This window comes from Micromonospora sp. C97 (genome assembly GCF_018070385.1).
Lineage (GTDB): Bacteria > Actinomycetota > Actinomycetes > Mycobacteriales > Micromonosporaceae > Micromonospora > Micromonospora parva.
The window spans coordinates 37,880-56,159 of the sequence record NZ_JAGPXU010000002.1 but is presented as its reverse complement, the minus strand read 5'-3'; the positions used below and the strand labels follow the sequence as shown (position 1 = coordinate 56,159).

Genomic DNA, 18,280 nt, shown 5'->3' with positions numbered 1-18,280 from the left:
TGATCGCGCACACTGGGCCGATGAGCACCACGTCACGGCGGTACGCCGCGCTGGCCGGAATCACCGCCGCCGCCGTCGCGATCGGGATCGCCGAACCGGTAGCGGTGCTGACCGGCCCCCGGTCGGCACCCCTGGTCGCGGTCGGCGGGGTCATCGTCGACGCCGTCCCCGAGTCACTCAAGCAACTCGCCATCGACCTCTTCGGCACCGCCGACAAGATCGCGCTGCTGGTCGGCACCGCCGTGTTGCTGGGCGGCTTCGCCGCGCTCCTCGGCGTACTGGCGGTTCGTCGGCTGGCACTCGGCCTGGCAGGCATCGGCGTGTTCGGCGCCATCGGCGTCGCCGCCGCGTTGACCCGCTCCGGCGCGGATCTCGCCGACGCACTGCCGTCAGTGATCGGCGCGGGTCTCGGCGCCCTGGTGCTCTGGCTGTTCATCGCCGGCCCGTTCGAACTGAACCCCTGGCCCTGGTCACCACCCACGCCGACCGTGCGGTCCGCCGGCCCGGCGCCGTCCAACGGTCCTGTGCCGCCTGCCGGTGCGGCGCGGCCTGACGGTGCGGTGCCGCCTGCCGGGCCTGTGTCGTCCACCGGCCCGGGGTCGGAGTCGCGGGACGAGCTGCCGACGGGAGCCTCCTCAGCATCCGAGCGTCGGCCGGTGTCTCCGGCCGCGCCGGTGCCGGTGCCTTCGGCGGGGCCGACGCCGGCGGTTGAGCCGGTTGAGCCCGCCGAGGTGGACCCGGAGTCGCGGCGGCGATTTCTCACCGGGAGCGGGGTGCTGCTCGGAACGGCAGTGGTGGCCGGTCTCGGCGGGCGTTGGCTGGCAGGTCGGCGCGGCGTGTCCGCAGCCCGGGACGCGATCCGCCTGCCCGCGCCGGTCGCCCCCGCACCGGCCGTGCCGGCAGGCGCGAACCTCTCGCTGGCCCAACTGGCGCCGTACGTCACCCCGAACTTCGGGTTCTACCGGATCGACACCGCGCTGGTGGTGCCCCAGGTCGACCCGGACACCTGGCGGCTGCGGATCCACGGACGGGTCGGTAAGGAGCGCACCTACAGTTACGCGGATCTGCTGGCCCGACCGCTGGTCGAGCGGTACGTCACCCTGGCCTGCGTCTCCAACGAGGTGGGCGGGGACCTGATCGGCAACGCCCGCTGGCTCGGCGTACCCCTGCGGGAACTGCTGGACGAGGTCGAGCCCGACGACGACGCCGACCAGGTCGTCGGCCGGTCTGTCGACGGCTGGACCTGCGGCACCCCCACCGCCGCGCTGCGCGACGGACGGGACGCGCTGCTGGCCGTCGGAATGAACGGCGAGCCGCTGCCGGTCGAGCACGGCTTCCCGGTCCGGATGGTGGTGCCGGGCCTCTACGGCTACGTGTCGGCCTGCAAATGGGTGACCGAACTTGAGCTGACCCGGTTCGCCGACTTCGACGCGTACTGGGTGCCGCGCGGATGGTCCCGCGAGGGGCCGATCAAGACCCAGTCGCGGATCGACACGCCCCGCAGACGCAACCGGCTGACCGCCGGGCCGGTGACCGTCGCCGGGGTGGCCTGGGCGCAGCACCGAGGCATCCGCCGAGTCGAGGTACGCGTCGACGACGGCCAGTGGCAGGAGGCCGAACTGGCCCCCACCGTGTCGGTGGACACCTGGGTCCAGTGGTCCTGGCGCTGGGACGCCACACCGGGCGAACACCGGCTCCAGGTCCGAGCGACAGACGCGACCGGTGAAACCCAAACCGACCGTACCCAGGGCGTCGTCCCGGACGGCGCCACCGGCTGGCATACCGTCACCGTCACCGTCCGCTGACCCCGACACACCACGGCCCCTCCGGTCGACAGCGGGGAGGGCCCCACCTGACCGCGGGGTCCGTGGGTGATCTACCGCGGCTGCCTACCGACCTGGCTTGCGGGTCCGTGCCTGTCCTTCGGCGCGGCCGGCGGCTGATGGACCGGCGATGCTCGGACCGTACATGCAGATCTTGGACAGTTTCCGTTCTGTGCTAACGGAAACTGTCCAAGATCTGGAAACGCACGCCGCTTGATGACGCCATCCGCCTCCGCCGAGGAGCCCTTCAGCGCGGCATCTCCCGTTGCGGCCCGCTGCGGCGGTCGGTGGTCGGCGTCCCGGGGGCGGGCGTCCCGGCGGGCCGGCGGCAATGCAAAGGCCGCTGGCCGGCACCCCGGGTTGCGGGTGCCGGCCAGCGGTCGGTGGTCTTGGGTCTTACCGTGCGGTGGTGCTGGTGTGCGGTGGTGCGGGTCAGCTGTTCCAGTGCTGGGCGACGAGGTCGGTGGCCTGCTGCTCCCACTGGGCGTAGGCGTCCGGGTACGCCGAGACCTGCACCGTCTGCGCGGCCACGGTCAGCGGCATGTCCTGCCACCCGTCAACCTGCTTCAGACCCTTCAGGAACGCGGTCGTCGAGTACTCGGGGTCGGTGATCTGCTCCGGCGTACCCCAACCACTGGACGGGCGCTGCTGGAACAGGCCCAGCGAGTCATGATCGTTCCTGTCACCCAGGTGACCCAGGTTCTCCAGCTTCGACTCCTGCAGGCTCGTCGCGATCGAGATGACCGCGGCCCGTTCGGGCAGGCCGGCCTTCTTCGTCGCGGCGATGATCGCCTTGACGTTGGCCGTCTGCTCGTCGTTGAGGGTGATGTGCGACTGCTCGCCCTGCGGCTTCGCCGCCTGCACGGCCACCGCTGCGGCGGCGGGCTTGGCGTCCACGGCCGGGTTGGCGTGGGCGGCGATCGGGCCGGCGAAGACACCACCGGCGAACGCGAGACCAGCAACGGACAGCATGCTCTTACGGAAGATCGTGTTCATGGGGGTAGCTCCTTCGGGGGTAGGAACACCCGAACCGCCAAAGGGGGGAACGGCGGCAGGGTGTGAGCACCTCGTCCGGCGCTGCACAAACAAACCGGGAAAAGTCTGAGGGGTCGGCGGCCTGCGAGCGGGGCTCGTGGCGCCGGGGTCCAGGTGTAACGACCGGGGGGCCGGGGTCATTCCGGGGGTGGCCCATCCCGTCGGCACCCAGGTGGAGGCGATGCCTGCGGTCGATCGTGGGGATTACAACGACCGGGGGGCCGGGGTCATTCCCCGGTGGCCCAACCTGCCGGCACCCCCATCACGGCGGTGCCTGCGGTCGATCGTGGGGACCATAACGACCGGGTGGCGGCGGGCATTCCACCCTGCCGGACCTCGGATCCCGCGCCCGTGAAGACCGGGCGGCGGGAGGTGCTGCTGCGATCGTCAGGGTGTGTAACGACCCCGGCCCGGCCACGATTCCGGCCCACCGGTGAGACCGGTAACCAGGCAAAAGCCCCAAACCGTGCATAGCCTAACGGTACGTCACCCTGCAACGGCCCAGACCGGACAAATCTCCCCTGAGATCATCCCCCGCCGGCTGGTCCCGTGCGCACCAGGGCTTGATCCACTCGTCTTCAGTGAAATCGGGGTGTCCGGGCGAGCGGGACGCCCCGATATCAAGGACCTCGTGTTGATCACGGCCGTAACGGGGTCGGCATCGAGCGCGATGGTCGCGGGTTTGCCAGTTGCCTGAAGCCGTGCAGACCTCGCGAAGCCACCCCGAGCCCGTAACGTGACGCAGACCTCGCGAAGCCAGGCAGGCCCGTAAGGCCGCGCAGACCGGGAAGCAACCCAAGCCCGCAAGGCCGCGCAGACCGCGAAGCAACCCAAGCCTGCAAGGCCGCGCAGAACTCGGGAAGCAACCCAAGCCCGCAAGGACCGCGCAGACCTCGCGAAGCCACGCGAGCCCGCAACGCGGCGCGGACCCTGCGAAGCCACGCAAGCCCGGCAAGGCCGCGCAGACCTGCGGAGCTGCGTAGGCGGCGCGCCGCGCAGGCCGGGTGGACCCGCGCGTTGGTGCGAGACCGCGCACAACCGCGCGAACCGCGCTCCCAGGTCGGGGGCGCGGTTCGCGGATGTTGGGGACGGTCGGGTCAGGCGACCTTGCGCTGGGCCGGGACCGTCGACTTGTGCGGGCGGCCCAGGCGGGCTTCCAGTCGCGCGACGTCGACTCGGGCGTGCCGGCGGTCTGCGAGGTCCTCCCAGCCGACGGCGAGCAGTCGGAGACGCTCCGACTCGCTGAAGCCGCCCCACACGCCGTACGGCTCGCGCACTGACAGTGCGTGGGCGGCGCACTCGGCGCGTACGGGGCAGGTGCGGCAGACCGCCTTGGCGGAGGATTCGCGGCGCAGCCGGGACGAGCCTCGTTCACCGTCGGGGTGGAAGAACTGCGCGCTGTCGCGTCCTCGGCAGGCACCGAGTCGCTGCCAGTCCCAGAGATCGACGATGGGTCCGGGCAGTCTACGTACGTTCGACATCAGCACCCCTCCTCCCGCGCGGCTCCGCGAGAATCCTTGATGGCCGGCGTCCGGGCGGCGGGCCGCGCAGGCGCACCGTTCCCGGCCTGGATCTCCGGTACCCGGGCTTTCGTCAACTCACACGTCTGTGATCGAAAACCTCCGGGAAATTGCGGCTTTCGCCCTATCTGTCGGAAAAGTTCGAACGATTGCCCGGAACCACCTCCCCAGCCGACCGCGTCATGGTCTGCTCGTTGGCGGAGAGGAGACCACAGTGCGTACCGTCCTTGTGTGCGTTCGGACACCGCTCGCGGCCCAGCACCTTACTTCTGCTGCCGCGCGGCTGGGGTTGTCCGCGATCGTTCGTACCGCCGTCTCTGATCCCGAGGTGATGCTGCGGCTGGCGGAGCGGCCGGCCGACGTGGTGTTGGCGGACACCGCCCTCACCCGGCCGGACAGCGCCGGCTTCGTCCGCCGGGTGTTGGCGCGGGCCCCGCAGGCAGCGGTGCTGCTGCTCGGCACCGAGGAGTCCGAGGCTGCGGCGGCCACCATCAGTGCCGGCGCCCGGGGGCTCATCCAGAATGTCGACCACGACCTGACCAGCGCGGTGGCGAAGGCCCTACTGCTGCTCACCGCGCCCGGTCGAGCCTCCCGGCAGCGAAGCACCGATCCGGCCCGCGACGCGGCGGCGGTGGGTGGTTCCGGTCGCTCCGGGCCGGCGCCGCGCGGTTCCGGTGAGCCCGGTTGGACGGCGACGGCCGCTGACGGGTCGGCCGGTCTGGCGTCGGTGCCGGTGCAGCGGGGCGACGACGAGGCGGAGGCGGGGACCGGTGAGCCGGCGGCGCAGACCGACCCGGGCCGTCCCGTCCCGAACGCGCGACCCAGTCGGGCGTCCATCGGCCTCACCGAGCGTGAGCTTCAGGTGCTGCTGGGCATGGCCGAGGGCAAGAGCAACGCGGAGATCGGCCGGGAACTGTTCGTGTCGGAGGACACCGTCAAGACGCACGCCCGCCGGTTGTTCCGCAAGCTCGGTGCCCGGGACCGGGCGCACGCGGTGGCGGCGGGGTTCCGCGCCGGTCTGGTGGCCTGACGTCCGCGCAGCGCCGCCGCAGGGCACGCCGCGCGGAAGCGGGGCACGCCCGCACGGCACCCGAGAGCAGGGGTACGCCGCGCGCCGGTGTCGTCACTTGGTGGCGGTCGGGGCGCCCGGCTCGTCCTCGGTGCCCTCGGACAGGGTGTCGTGCACCCCGTCGGCGTACCCCCGGGCGTAGTCCCAGGTCACATAGTGATCCGGGTCGGGGTCGTACGCGGGCTCGTGCACCCGGGGTCGGCCGGAGTTGAGCAGGTGCCGCAGGTTGCCGCGGAGCAGGTCCCAGTCGAAGTAGTGCGGCTCCCGGCAGTCCTCGCATTCGATCACCAGCCCGCGGACCCCGATCGGGGCCAGCAGCGCCTGGTAGATCTCCAGGTCGGCGAGGTCCTCCAGCACATCCTGCCGCTCGACGTCGGTCAGCGGATCCGGCGTCGCGTCATCGCCCGGGTCATCCAGACCCGCTGTCGGATCGGCCGGGTCGCCATTGAACGGGTCGATGGGCTCGTCGTGCACCCCCTCACCGTAGACCCAACGCGGCGCGAACGTCCGCCCCCCGGCCTCCGCGCCGGGCCGGCCTGCCACGGACGGGTCGCCCAGCTCACTGGGTACGATGAGGCGACGTGCCGGCACCGTGGCGCGCTCCGGTGCCCGCCCGCGCCACCTCGCTGAAGCCCATCCGAGCAGCTCAGGGGAGCAATCGTGGAAAATTCGCCCAGCACCGATCTTCCGGCCGGCGTCGAGCACGCCGACCTGGGCGGCCACCTGCCTGAGCTGCCGGCCGGCTCCGCCCGGGTGGTTCCGCTCGGTCTGACCTTCGACGACGTGCTGCTCCAGCCGGGCGAGTCGGACGTGGTGCCCAGCCGGGTCAACACCCGGACGAAGCTCACCCGCAACATCGAGTTGTCCATTCCGCTGCTGTCCAGCGCCATGGACACGGTGACCGAGGCCCGGATGGCGATCGCCATGGCCCGTCAGGGCGGCATCGGTGTGTTGCACCGCAACCTCTCCATGGAGGACCAGGCCCTCCAGGTCGACCTGGTCAAGCGCTCCGAGTCCGGCATGATCACCAACCCGGTGACCGCCAGCCCGGACGACACGCTGCGTGAGGTCGACGAGCTGTGCGGGCGGTACCGCATCTCGGGCGTTCCGGTGGTGGACGGCGACGGCCAGCTGGTGGGCATCGTCACCAACCGGGACATGCGTTTCGTCTCCGAGCCGAACACCCCGGTCCGCGAGATCATGACCCGCACTCCGTTGATCACGGCCCGGGTCGGGGTGAGCAAGGACGACGCTCTGGCCCTGCTGCGTCAGCACAAGGTCGAGAAGCTGCCGATCGTCGACGACTCGGGCCGACTGCGCGGCCTGATCACGGTGAAGGACTTCACCAAGAGCGAGCAGTATCCGGACGCCAGCAAGGACGACGCCGGTCGTCTGCGGGTCGCCGCCGCCATCGGTGTCGGTGAGGACGCCTACAAGCGGGCCCGTGCCCTGGTCGACGCGGGCGTGGACGTGCTGATCGTGGACACCGCGCACGGTCACCAGCGGGCCGTGCTGGACATGGTCCGCCGGCTCAAGGCCGACGTGGCGGTCGACGTCATGGGCGGCAACGTGGCCACGTACGCCGGCGCGAAGGCGCTCGTCGACGCCGGCGCCGACGGCGTCAAGGTGGGTGTGGGGCCGGGCGCGATCTGCACCACCCGGATCGTCGCCGGGGTCGGCGTGCCGCAGGTGACCGCGATCATGGAGGCGGCCCGGGCCGCCCGCCCGGCCGGCGTGCCGGTGATCGGCGACGGCGGCATTCAATATTCCGGTGACATCGCCAAGGCCCTGGTCGCCGGCGCCGACACGGTGATGCTCGGCAGCCTGCTGGCCGGCTGCGAGGAGAGCCCCGGCGAGCTGATCTTCGTCAATGGCAAGCAGTTCAAGACGTACCGCGGGATGGGGTCGCTCGGCGCGATGCAGTCCCGGGGTCAGGCCAAGTCGTACAGCAAGGACCGCTACTTCCAGCAGGACGTGCTCAGCGACGACAAGCTGGTCCCGGAGGGCGTGGAGGGCCAGGTGCCCTACCGGGGGCCGCTCTCCCGGGTGGCCCACCAGCTGGTCGGCGGTCTGCGACTGGCCATGGGGTACGCCGGTGCGGAGAACATCCCCGATCTGCACCGCCGGGGCCAGCTCATCCGGATCACCGCGGCCGGCCTGAAGGAGAGCCACCCGCACGACATCCAGATGACCGTCGAGGCGCCCAACTACCACACCCGCTGACCCACCACCCCCAACCACCTGGAGTCCCCCATGCGTGACGTGGTCGAGATCGGGCTGGGCAAGACCGCGCAGCGCGGCTACCACCTGGACGACATCGCCATCGTGCCGAGCCGCCGCACCCGGGACGTCGACGACGTGTCGACGTCCTGGCAGCTCGACGCGTACCCGTTCGGCATTCCGTGCGTCGGCCACCCCTCCGACGCCACCATGAGCCCGTCCTCGGCGGTGCGTCTCGGTCAGCTCGGCGGCCTCGGCGTGCTCAACGTGGAGGGGCTCTGGACCCGCTACGAGAACCCGACGAAGGTGCTGGACGAGCTGGCCGGCCTCGACGAGGACGCCCGCGCCACCAAGCGGCTCCAAGAGGTGTACGCGGAGCCGATCCGCCCGGACCTGATCGCGGAGCGGGTCCGTGAGCTGCGCGCCGGTGGCGGCACGGTGGCGGTGCGGGTCTCCCCGCAGCACACCCTGGCGCTGGCGCCGGTGATCCTGGACGCCGGTGTGGACATCCTGGTCATCCAGGGCACCATCGTCTCGGCCGAGCACGTGTCGACCACTGACGAGCCGCTGAACCTCAAGGAGTTCATCGCCGACCTCGACCTGCCCGTGATCGTCGGTGGCTGCACCGACTACAAGACGGCGCTGCACCTGATGCGCACCGGCGCGGCCGGGGTGATCGTGGGCATCGGTGGTGACGAGTGGTCGACCACCGAGTCGGTGCTGGGCATCCGGGTGCCGATGGCCACCGCGATCGCCGACGCCGCGGCGGCCCGCCGTGACTACCTGGACGAGACCGGCGGCCGGTACGTGCACCTGATCGCCGACGGTGACATCCAGACCTCGGGTGACATCGCCAAGGCGCTCGGCTGCGGCGCTGACGCGGTGATGCTCGGTGAGCCGCTGTCGCTGTGCGAGGAGGCCCCCGCCGGTGGTGCCTGGTGGCACTCGGCGGCGAGCCACCCGTCGCTGCCCCGGGGTGCCTTCGAGGTTTCCGGTGATCCGCTCGGGTCGATGGAGCAGTTGCTCTTCGGGCCGGCCGACGAGGCCGACGGTCAGCTGAACCTGTTCGGCGGGCTGCGTCGGGCGATGGCCAAGTGTGGTTACCGCGACCTGAAGGAGTTCCAGAAGGTCGGTCTGGTCCTCGACCGCTGACCGCTCCTGACGTCCGAAGGCCGGCCCGCACGGGCCGGCCTTCGTCGTGTTCAGCCGGCTGTCACTTCTCCAGGTAGATGGTCAGGTCGGACATGTTGCGGTAGCTGGTCGCCGCGAAGTCGAGCGACTGGCCCTTGTTGTCAGCGCCGCCGGGGGCGGTGTCCATCTCCCAGTTGGCGTGGTGGAAGTTGCGCTCGCCGATGGTCTGGAAGAACTGCTGGAAGTTGAGGTCGCCGTCGCCCAGCGGGGTCATCTGGTACCCGTTGGGGACAGTGGTGTCCCGGTCGCCGTCCTTGGCGTGGAAGAGCGGGAACCGGGTGGTCCGGTCGGCCACGGTGAGGATCGGGTCGAACAGGTCGGTCACCTCCTGGCCGGCCGGGTTGATGTACTTCTGGTGCTTGTAGCGGGCCACGTAGGCCCAGTAGATGTCCAGCTCGAAGAAGACGTACCGCGGGTCGGTGATCTCGAAGAAGTACTCCAGGCGGCGGATGCCGGAGGACCGGGTCTGCCGGCCCTGCGCGTCGCGCGGGCCCCGGTCGATCAGGAAGCTGTACGCGGCGTCGTGGTTGTGCGTGTAGAGCCGCATGCCCCGGGCCCTGGCCTGCCGGCCCAGCTCGTTCCAGATGTCCGCGGCGGCGTCCCACTCGGCCTTGTACGCGCTGTTGGTCGGGTCGCTGCCGGTGCCGATGTTCTTCATGCCGAGTTCCTCGGCGATGTCCAGTTGTTGCTGGAAGGTGGCCGGCTGGATCGTGGCGTGGGTGCCGTTGGCCACCAGGCCGTTGTCGTCGAGGATCTTGCGGATCTCGGCGGGGGTGATCTGCCGGCCCAGGATCTCGGTGCTCTGGGTGTAGCCGGCGAACTCGATCTCCTTGTAACCGATTTCGGCGAGTCGGGCGAGGACGCGCTCGAAGCCGTACGGGACTCCGCTGTCGTCGGGCGCGGCGGTGATCCGGTCGCGGACGCTGTAGAGGATGATGCCGCGGTTCTTCGCCGGGATCAGCGGTTCGACCCGCAGCTTGCTCTTGGGGTTGGCGAGCGCGGGGGTGCCGGTGGCCAGGACGGGCAGGCCGGCCGCGCCGATCGCGGCGGCGGCGCCGGCGGACGCGGCGAGCAGGGACCGACGGCTGAGTCGGCCGGTGGGGGTGGCGTCGGGGGCGGTGTGGTCGGGCATGGTTCCACCTTTCGCGACGGTGGTCGGGAACAGACACTAACGTCGGTCTAAGTCGAAAGAAAGGTTCGATCGACGTCGTCTTTTGTTTGATTCAACGAAAGTTACTGATGATCGTCGATACCGGCCGCGCGGCCCGCGATGCTGGCTAGGCTCGGCCTGAGCGGAGTGCCGCAGGAGGAGTGCGCATGGTCCTGACCGGACGGAGACTGCGGGTCGCCGCCGCGCTGACCTGCGTCCTCGGGCTGGTCGCGGCGGCCGGCTGTACGGGCGATGAGCGCGACGGCTTCCGGCCCGGCGCGGCCGACGTCGGCGACCCGTACGTGCCGGGGCGCGGCAACGGCGGCTACGACGTCGCGCACTACGGTCTCGACGTCCGCTACGACCCGTCGACCGACCGGCTGACCGGGAAGGCCGTCATCACCGCCACCGCCACCCAGGACCTGTCCCGGTTCAACCTGGACCTGGCCGGCCTGGAGGTCGGCGCGGTCAGCGTGGGCGACGCGGCGGCCGAGTACCGGCGCGGCGACGGCGAACTGGTGGTGACGCCCCGCGACGGCGTACCGCGGGGGCGGCAGTTCACCGTGACCGTCGACTACGCGGGCGTACCGACTGCCGTCGACGACGGGGCATTGGGCAGCGGCGGTTTCCTGCACACCAGCGACGGCGCGGTGGCGCTCGGCCAACCCCACTCGGCCGCCACCTGGTTCCCGGTCAACGACCACCCTTCGGACAAGGCCACCTACGAGCTGGCGGTGACCGTCCCGGACGGCCTGGCCGCGCTGAGCAACGGCGTGCCGCTGCCGAGGAGCAGCGCCGACGGGTGGACCACCTGGCGGTGGTCGGAGCGCACCCCGATGGCCAGCTACCTGAGCACCCTCGTGATCGGTGACTACCGGGTGGTGACCGGCACGCACGCCGGCCGGCCGATGGTGACGGCGGTGGCCGCGAGCCTGCCGGCGACCGGTGGGGCGGCCACCTCGCTGGCCCGCACCGGCGCGATCGCCGACTTCCTGGCCAGCCGCTTCGGCCCGTACCCGTTCGACTCGTACGGGGGGATCGTGATCGCCGACGACCGGGTCGGGTACGCCCTGGAGACCCAGTCCCGACCGGTCTACGGGCCGGCCTTCTTCGCCGACGACCGGCCGAACCCGAGCGTCGTCGCACACGAGCTGGCGCACCAGTGGTTCGGCGACAGCGTGTCACTGACCAGGTGGGGTGACATCTGGCTCAACGAGGGTTTCGCCAGCTACGCCGAGTGGCTGTGGGAGGAGCACGACGGCGGCCGGACCGCCCAGCGCAACTTCGAAATGCAGTACGCGGCGACCGACTGGAGGCAGCCGTCGGTCGAGCCGGGCCGGGAGCAGATGTTCGGCACTGCCGTCTACAAGCGGGGTGCGCTCGCCGTGCACGCGTTGCGCCGCACCGTCGGTGACGACCTCTTCTTCCGCATCCTGCGCACCTGGACCGCCGAGCGGGCGGGAGGCAACGCGACCACCGCGGACCTCGTCTCGCTGGCCGAGCGGGTCGCGCAGCGGCAACTGCGCCCGCTCTTCGACGCCTGGCTGGTGGGTGGGTCGGCCCCCACACTGCCGTGACCCGGCCCGGCCGCCCGGTCGATATGCTGCCGCCGGTGAACGGCGGGTAGGCGCCCGTTCGTGCGGAGCGGCGGAGGCCGTGACCGGCCACCGTGCGGAGAGGGTGTGGGATGCGGGGGACGCGGCACAGACTGCGGACGGGTGCCGCTCTGGTGGTGACCGGTGCGCTGGCACTGTCCGGATGCGACTCGACGGGCCCGGAGACGGCACCGTCACCGAGCACGTCCTCCGCCACGGCGCGGACGTTCACGGCGGGTGCCGACGGGGTCGGCGACACCTACTTCCCGACCTACGGCAACGGCGGCTACGACGTCGGCCGGTACACCGTGAAGGTGCGCTACGACCCGGCCAAGGACCAGTTGACGGGTACGACCACGGTGCGGGCCACCGCGACCACCGACCTGTCGACGTTCAACCTCGACCTGGCCGGCCTGACCGTCAGCGCGGTCACCGTGGACGGCGCACCGGCGACGCACAGCCGCAAGCGCAACGAGCTGGTGATCAAGCCGGCGTCCGGCCTGATCAACGGCAACGGGTTCGTCGTCGAGATCACCTACGCCGGCAAGCCGAAGCCGTTGAAGAACGAGACGCTCGGTGACGGCGGCTTCCTGCACACCGCCGACGGTGCCATCGCGCTGGGTCAGCCCGAATCGGCCAGCACCTGGTTCCCGGTCAACGACCACCCGTCGGACAAGGCGGCCTACGACTTCGAGGTCACCGTTCCGGACGGGCTGACCGCGATCAGCAACGGCGTTCCCGGCGGGAAGGTCAGCTCGGGCGGTTGGACCACCTGGAAGTGGTCGGAGAAGTCGCCGATGGCCAGCTATCTGAGCACGCTGGTGATCGGCAAGTTCCGGATCACCACCGGTGAGCACAAGGGCCGCCCGGTCTACAACGCTGTCACCACCAACCTGGCCAAGGGGAGCGCGGACGCGTCGATCGCCCGGACCGTGGACGTGGCCGACTACCTGGAGAGCGTGTTCGGGCCGTACCCGTTCGACGCGTACGGCGGTGTGGTGGTCTCCGACAGCCGGATCTCCTACGCCCTGGAGACGCAGAGCCGACCGGTGTACGCGGCGAGCTTCTTCCGGCAGGGCGAGAACACCGAGGTCGTCGCCCACGAGTTGGCCCACCAGTGGTTCGGCGACAGCGTCGCGTTGGCCAAGTGGGAGGACATCTGGCTCAACGAGGGCTTCGCGACGTACGCGGAGTGGCTCTGGGCGGAGCACACCGACGAGTACACCGCCAAGGAGGCGTTCGACACCCGCTACGTCGAGATGTCCGCGCAGGTGTGGCAGACACCGCCGGGCAAGCCGGGTGCGGAGAAGCTGTTCAGCGAGTCGGTCTACCAGCGCGGCGGGATGACGGTGCACGCCCTGCGGGTGGCCGTGGGCGACGAGGCGTTCTTCGAGATCGTCAAGACCTGGGCGGCGGAGAAGCGCGACGGCACCGCCACCACCGCCGAGTTCGTGGCCCTCGCCGAGCGGGTCTCCGGCAAGAAGCTCGACGCGCTCTTCGACGCCTGGCTGTACGGCACCAAGAAGCCCGCCCCGCCCAAGCGGCTCTGAGCGCCGGTCAGTTCTTGACGACCAGCTTGGGGTGGGCGTCCAGGTACGCGTCGGCGCGACCGGCGCGCAGTTCGGTGAGGAACGTGCGGCCCTCGGCGGTCAGCTGCTCACCCCGGTAGGCGCTGCCCTTGCCGACACCGGAACCGGGCAGCCCGACCAGCGTGAAACGGTTCTCCGGCAGGCCACTGAGGGCGTACGCGATGTCGACGATCCGGCGTCCGCCGACGTAGACCAACGTGTCGCCCAGCGCGGAGACCACCTTGTCGACGCGCTCCGGTTGCTTGGCCAGGCCCTCGTCCAGGATCTTGCGGGTCATCGCCCGGATCAGCTGCTGCTGGTGACGCTGCCGGGCGTAGTCGCCGCCGGTGATGTAGCGCTGCCGCGCGTAGTCCAGCGCCTGCCAGCCATTGAGGTGCCGCTCGCCCTTCTCGTAGACCTGCTGCGGCCCCTTGTACCCGCCCGGCGCGGGCTCGCGGTACTTGCCGTCCGGTCGACGGTGCAGCGACTCGACCCGCTGGTCGACGTAGATGTCCACCCCGCCCAGTTCGTCGACCAGCCGGTCGAACCCGTTGAACGTGAGCACCGCGCCAGCGTCGATGCGCAGCCCGGTGTAACCGCTGACCGTGCTGCGCAGCAGCTCGTACCCCTGGGCGGTGCTGGGTTGTTTGGGTTTGCCCGGCACCCGGCTGCCGAAGCTCATCGCGTGGGTGAGCTTGGTCTTGCCGCCCTTGTAGCCGGCCTTCGGGAACGCCGGGATGTCCACGAGCAGGTCGCGGGGGAGTGAGAAGAGGTACGCCCGGTTCAGTCCCTTGGGTACGTGCAGCACCAGCACGGCGTCCGAGTGCGGCTCCCATCCGGGCACGCTGACCCGGGTGTCCACACCGACCAGCAGCAGGTTGAGTGGGCCGGTGATGTCCGCGCCCGGCGGTGGACCGCTGGGGCTCGGGGTGGGCGTGCCGACCGGCGACGGGGTCGGTGAGCCGGCCACCGGAGCGCCGCCCGGCGTGTTGTCACCGGTCAGCCGGGTGGCCACCACGGCGCCGGCCGCGATCAGCGCGACCACGGCGAGGGCCGTGAGCCCCAGCAGCAGCCACCGTCGGCGTGGTGCCATCGACCCGAGAACCATGTGGATTCCTCCCACCCGTCTGGTGAACAACGCTCCGACGGGTGCTCCGGGTTGCGGCCGGGAGGCGCCGGGTCGGTCGGCCGGAGCATGATCGCGCGAAAAGTGCCGCTGGCGCGAGCGCTACTCACGAGTAATGATGCCTTCATGCGGTACGACGTGGTCGTCATCGGGTCCGGCTTCGGTGGCAGCGTCACCGCGCTCCGACTCGCCGAGAAGGGTTACTCGGTGGCGGTGCTGGAGGCCGGCCGCCGCTTCACCGACGAGGAGTTCCCGCAGACGTCCTGGCGGGTCCGCCGGTTCCTCTGGGCACCGAAGCTGGGCTGCTACGGCATCCAACGACTCACCCTGCTCCGCCCGGCCGACCGACGATCCGGCGGTGGGGTGCTGGTGCTCTCCGGCGCCGGGGTGGGCGGCGGTTCGCTGGTCTACGCGAACACCCTCTACGAACCGCTGCCGGCCTTCTACGACGACCCGCAGTGGCGGGACATCACCGACTGGCGCGACGAGTTGGCCCACCACTACGACCAGGCGAAACGGATGCTCGGCGTCACCACGTACCCCGTGCACACCGGTGCGGACCGGGCCATGCGGGCGGTGGCCGAGCGGATGGGGGTGGGGCACACCTTCCACGCCACCCCGGTGGGCGTGCACATCGGCCGGCCCGGCCAGCGGGTCGCCGACCCGTACTTCGGTGGCGCCGGCCCGGAGCGCACCGGCTGCACCCACTGCGGCTCGTGCATGACCGGCTGCCGGCACGGGGCGAAGAACACGCTTGTCAAGAACTACCTCTGGCTCGCCGAGCGGCTCGGGGTCACGGTCCGCCCGTTGACCACCGTGACCGCCGTCCGGCCCGCCGACGGCGGCGGCTACCAGGTGCACACCGAACGCACCGGCGCCTGGCTGCGCCGGGGGCGGCAGGTCATCCACGCCGACCAGGTGGTCTTCGCCGCCGGGGCGCTCGGCACCCAGCGGCTGCTGCACGCGATGCGCGCCGACGAGGCGCTACCCCGGCTCTCGCCGCGCCTCGGCGAGCTGACCCGAACCAACTCGGAGGCGATCCTCGGCGCCTCGGTGCCACGACAGCGCGCCCGCTCCGAGCGGTTGGACTACACCGAGGGGGTGGCCATCACCAGTTCGTTCCACCCCGATCCGCAGACGCACATCGAGCCGGTCCGCTACGGGCGCGGCTCCAACGCGATGGGGCTGCTCCAGTCGCTGCTGGTCGACGGCGGCCCGCACCGGGTACGCCGCTGGCTGGGCAGCATCGTGCGGCAGCCCAGGTTGGCTGCCCGGATGGTGTCGGTCCGGGGCTGGTCGGAACGGACGGTGATCGCCCTGGTCATGCAGTCGGTGGACAACTCGCTGACCACCCGGTGGCGGCGTGGCCCACTGGGCCGCAGGCTGGTCACCGGCCCGGGTCACGGCACCCCGAGCCCGACCTGGATCCCGGCCGGCAACACAGCGGCCCGGCTGCTCGCCGACGAGATCGGCGGCACCGCCGGCGGCTCGCTCACCGAGCCGTTCGACATCCCGGTGACCGCGCACATCCTGGGCGGGGCGGTCATCGGCGCGACAGCGGCCGACGGAGTGATCGATCCCTGGCACCGGGTGTACGGGCACGCCGGGCTGCACGTGGTCGACGGCGCGGCGGTCTCGGCCAACCTGGGCGTGAACCCCTCCCTGACGATCACCGCCCAGGCGGAACGGGCCATGTCCTTCTGGCCGAACAAGGGCGAAGAAGATCCCCGACCGCCGCTCGGCGGCCCGTACCGCCGGCTGGCCCCCGTACCCCCGAGGAACCCGGCGGTCCCCCCGGGCGCCCCAGGCGCGCTGCGACAGTGACCCGCCGCCACTTCCGCGATCTTGCACTTTCGGTCGTCGTTACGCGGCATTCGTGGCTTTTGTCGGGACAGAAAGTGCAAGATCGCGGGGAGAGTGGATTGCTGGCGAGCCGGTGCCGGGAGCGGGGGTGACACTCGGTAGGCTTTGTGCACATGAGCCTGCCTCGCCCTGTCCTCGTGGTGGACTTCGGAGCCCAGTACGCCCAGCTCATCGCCCGTCGGGTCCGTGAGGCGAAGGTCTACTCCGAGATCGTGCCGCACTCGATGCCGATCGCCGAGATGCTGGCGAAGAACCCCGCCGCGATCATCCTGTCCGGTGGCCCGGCCAGCGTCTACGCCCCGGACGCGCCGCAGATCGACGCGGGGGTGTTCAACGCCGACGTGCCGGTCTTCGGCATCTGCTACGGCTTCCAGGCGATGGCCCAGGCGCTCGGCGGCACGGTCACCAGGACCGGCAACCGTGAGTACGGCGGCACCCCGCTGCGCCCCCGCCTGCTCGACCCCGGTGTGCTGCTGCGGGACCTGCCGGCCGACCTGCCGGTGTGGATGAGCCACGGCGACTGCGTCACCGAGGCGCCCGAGGGCTTCACGGTGACCGCCGAGTCGGCGGGCGCCCCCGTCGCGGCATTCGAGGACCTGGCCGGCCGGCGGGCCGGCGTGCAGTTCCACCCGGAGGTCGGGCACACCGCGCACGGCCAGGAGATGCTGACCCGTTTCCTCTACGACATCGCCGGCATCGAGCCGACCTGGACGCCCGAGAACATCATCGACGAGCAGGTCGCCCGGATCCGCGCCCAGATCGGCGACAAGGAGGTCATCTGCGGCCTCTCCGGCGGGGTGGACTCGGCGGTCGCCGCGGCGCTGGTGCACAAGGCGGTCGGTGACCAGCTCACCTGCGTCTTCGTCGACCACGGCCTGCTGCGCGCCGGCGAGGCCGAGCAGGTGGAGAAGGACTACGTCGCCGCCACCGGCATCAAGCTGAAGGTGGTCGACGCCGCCGACCGGTTCCTCGGCGCGCTCGCCGGGGTGACCGACCCGGAGCAGAAGCGCAAGATCATTGGCCGGGAGTTCATCCGGGTCTTCGAGGCGGCGGCCCGCGAGATCGCCGCGCACGGTGACGTGGAGTTCCTCGTCCAGGGCACCCTCTACCCCGACGTGGTGGAGTCCGGCGGCGGCACCGGCACCGCCAACATCAAGAGCCACCACAACGTCGGCGGCCTCCCGGAGGACCTGAAGTTCGCGCTGGTCGAGCCGCTGCGCACCCTGTTCAAGGACGAGGTCCGAGCGCTCGGCCTCCAGCTGGGTCTGCCCGAGGCGATGGTCTGGCGGCACCCGTTCCCCGGCCCCGGCCTCGCCATCCGGATCATCGGCGCCGTCGACCAGGAGCGCCTCGACCTGCTTCGCCAGGCCGACCTGATCGCCCGCGAGGAGTTGACCGCCGCCGGCCTCGACCGGGGCGTGTGGCAGTTCCCGGTGGTGCTGCTCGCCGACGTGCGCAGCGTCGGTGTGCAGGGAGACGGACGCAGCTACGGGCACCCCGTGGTGCTGCGCCCGGTCTCCAGCGAGGACGCGATGACCGCCGACTGGTCCCGGCTGCCCTACGACGTGGTGGCCCGGATCTCCACCCGGATCACCAACGAGGTCGCCGAGGTCAACCGGGTGGTCCTGGACGTCACCAGCAAGCCGCCGGGCACCATCGAGTGGGAGTGAGCGCCGCTCAGGCGGCCGGCGGCGGGCTGGACGGGGTCGTCGGCGGGTAGGGCGGCGTCGGGGCGTACCCCTGCGGTGGGCCGCCGGGCGCGGGCCCGGCGGTGGGCGGCGGGCCGTTCTGCGGCGTGACGCCCGCGGCGTGCGGCCAGGCCGGCGCGCCGGCGGGCTCCTCCGGCATCAGGAACCACATGATCGGGTACGCGAACAGCGCGAGCCCGCCGGTGAGCAGGCCGGTGACCGCGAAGATCACCCGGACCAGTGTGGGGTCGATGTCGAAGTAGCGGCCGATGCCGCTGGCGACCCCCGCGACCATGCGGTCGGTGGTGGGTCGCCGAAGCTGCTTGTACGGGGCGTGGGGTGCGGTGGTCGATGTCATACCCCCACGGTCCGCGCTGGCGTCCGCCCCGCCCTCGGTGACCGCCCGGATCATTACCCTGACCAATCCCTGAT

Annotated in this window: 14 protein-coding genes; 8 read left to right on the top strand and 6 right to left on the bottom strand. The window is 71.2% G+C overall.

The genetic code is table 11. The annotated features are described in order from the left end of the window. Positions 1-20 precede the first annotated feature (20 nt). On the top strand, positions 21-1,805 hold the full coding sequence (locus KBX26_RS03385; protein WP_210864725.1) for a molybdopterin-dependent oxidoreductase: 1,785 nt from the start codon (positions 21-23) through the stop codon (positions 1,803-1,805). Between the two features lie 450 nt (positions 1,806-2,255). Here KBX26_RS03385 and KBX26_RS03380 read toward each other — a convergent pair whose 3' ends face one another. Beyond that, positions 2,256-2,819, bottom strand: a complete 564-nt coding sequence (locus KBX26_RS03380) for a hypothetical protein (RefSeq protein WP_210864724.1) — start codon at positions 2,817-2,819, stop codon at positions 2,256-2,258. A gap of 1,136 nt (positions 2,820-3,955) precedes the next feature. Beyond that, positions 3,956-4,339: a WhiB family transcriptional regulator gene (locus tag KBX26_RS03375; protein ID WP_030337862.1), complete on the bottom strand. Its 384-nt coding sequence runs from the start codon at positions 4,337-4,339 to the stop codon at positions 3,956-3,958. Between the two features lie 253 nt (positions 4,340-4,592). Here KBX26_RS03375 and KBX26_RS03370 point away from each other — a divergent pair, with 253 nt between their 5' ends. Then, a complete protein-coding gene (locus tag KBX26_RS03370) occupies positions 4,593-5,408 on the top strand; it encodes a response regulator transcription factor (RefSeq protein ID WP_030337861.1) in 816 nt (271 codons plus the stop codon). Between the two features lie 93 nt (positions 5,409-5,501). On the opposite strand, the gene KBX26_RS03365 is transcribed toward KBX26_RS03370, so the two are convergent. Further along, a complete protein-coding gene (locus KBX26_RS03365; RefSeq protein WP_030337860.1) occupies positions 5,502-5,921 on the bottom strand; it encodes a DUF5319 domain-containing protein in 420 nt (139 codons plus the stop codon). Positions 5,922-6,107: 186 nt separating this feature from the next. On the opposite strand from KBX26_RS03365, the gene guaB reads away from it, so the two are divergent. Further along, positions 6,108-7,670, top strand: coding sequence for an IMP dehydrogenase (guaB, locus tag KBX26_RS03360; protein WP_030337859.1), 1,563 nt, complete (start codon positions 6,108-6,110; stop codon positions 7,668-7,670). Between the two features lie 30 nt (positions 7,671-7,700). Continuing rightward, positions 7,701-8,819 carry a GuaB3 family IMP dehydrogenase-related protein gene (locus KBX26_RS03355; protein WP_210864723.1) on the top strand — a complete coding sequence of 373 codons (1,119 nt, stop codon included), beginning with the start codon at positions 7,701-7,703 and terminating at the stop codon, positions 8,817-8,819. Between the two features lie 61 nt (positions 8,820-8,880). On the opposite strand, the gene KBX26_RS03350 is transcribed toward KBX26_RS03355, so the two are convergent. Continuing rightward, positions 8,881-9,990 carry a sugar phosphate isomerase/epimerase gene (locus tag KBX26_RS03350; RefSeq protein ID WP_210864722.1) on the bottom strand — a complete coding sequence of 370 codons (1,110 nt, stop codon included), beginning with the start codon at positions 9,988-9,990 and terminating at the stop codon, positions 8,881-8,883. Positions 9,991-10,175: 185 nt separating this feature from the next. Between KBX26_RS03350 and KBX26_RS03345 the strand changes: the two genes are divergently transcribed. Continuing rightward, positions 10,176-11,585, top strand: a complete 1,410-nt coding sequence (locus tag KBX26_RS03345; RefSeq protein WP_210864721.1) for a M1 family metallopeptidase — start codon at positions 10,176-10,178, stop codon at positions 11,583-11,585. A 110-nt stretch (positions 11,586-11,695) separates the two neighbouring features. Continuing rightward, on the top strand, positions 11,696-13,153 hold the full coding sequence (locus KBX26_RS03340; RefSeq protein WP_210864720.1) for a M1 family metallopeptidase: 1,458 nt from the start codon (positions 11,696-11,698) through the stop codon (positions 13,151-13,153). A gap of 7 nt (positions 13,154-13,160) precedes the next feature. Here the strand turns inward: KBX26_RS03340 and KBX26_RS03335 are convergent, their stop codons facing one another. Next, a complete protein-coding gene (locus tag KBX26_RS03335) occupies positions 13,161-14,279 on the bottom strand; it encodes an LCP family protein (RefSeq protein WP_210864719.1) in 1,119 nt (372 codons plus the stop codon). 144 nt (positions 14,280-14,423) lie between these two features. Here KBX26_RS03335 and KBX26_RS03330 point away from each other — a divergent pair, with 144 nt between their 5' ends. Then, positions 14,424-16,121: an FAD-dependent oxidoreductase gene (locus tag KBX26_RS03330; RefSeq protein ID WP_210864718.1), complete on the top strand. Its 1,698-nt coding sequence runs from the start codon at positions 14,424-14,426 to the stop codon at positions 16,119-16,121. A gap of 152 nt (positions 16,122-16,273) precedes the next feature. Then, positions 16,274-17,830, top strand: a complete 1,557-nt coding sequence (gene guaA, locus KBX26_RS03325; protein ID WP_030337852.1) for a glutamine-hydrolyzing GMP synthase — start codon at positions 16,274-16,276, stop codon at positions 17,828-17,830. A 7-nt stretch (positions 17,831-17,837) separates the two neighbouring features. Here the strand turns inward: guaA and KBX26_RS03320 are convergent, their stop codons facing one another. After that, entirely contained in the window at positions 17,838-18,206 is a 369-nt protein-coding gene (locus tag KBX26_RS03320; protein ID WP_210864717.1) for a PspC domain-containing protein, read from the bottom strand. Between the last annotated feature and the right edge of the window lie 74 nt (positions 18,207-18,280).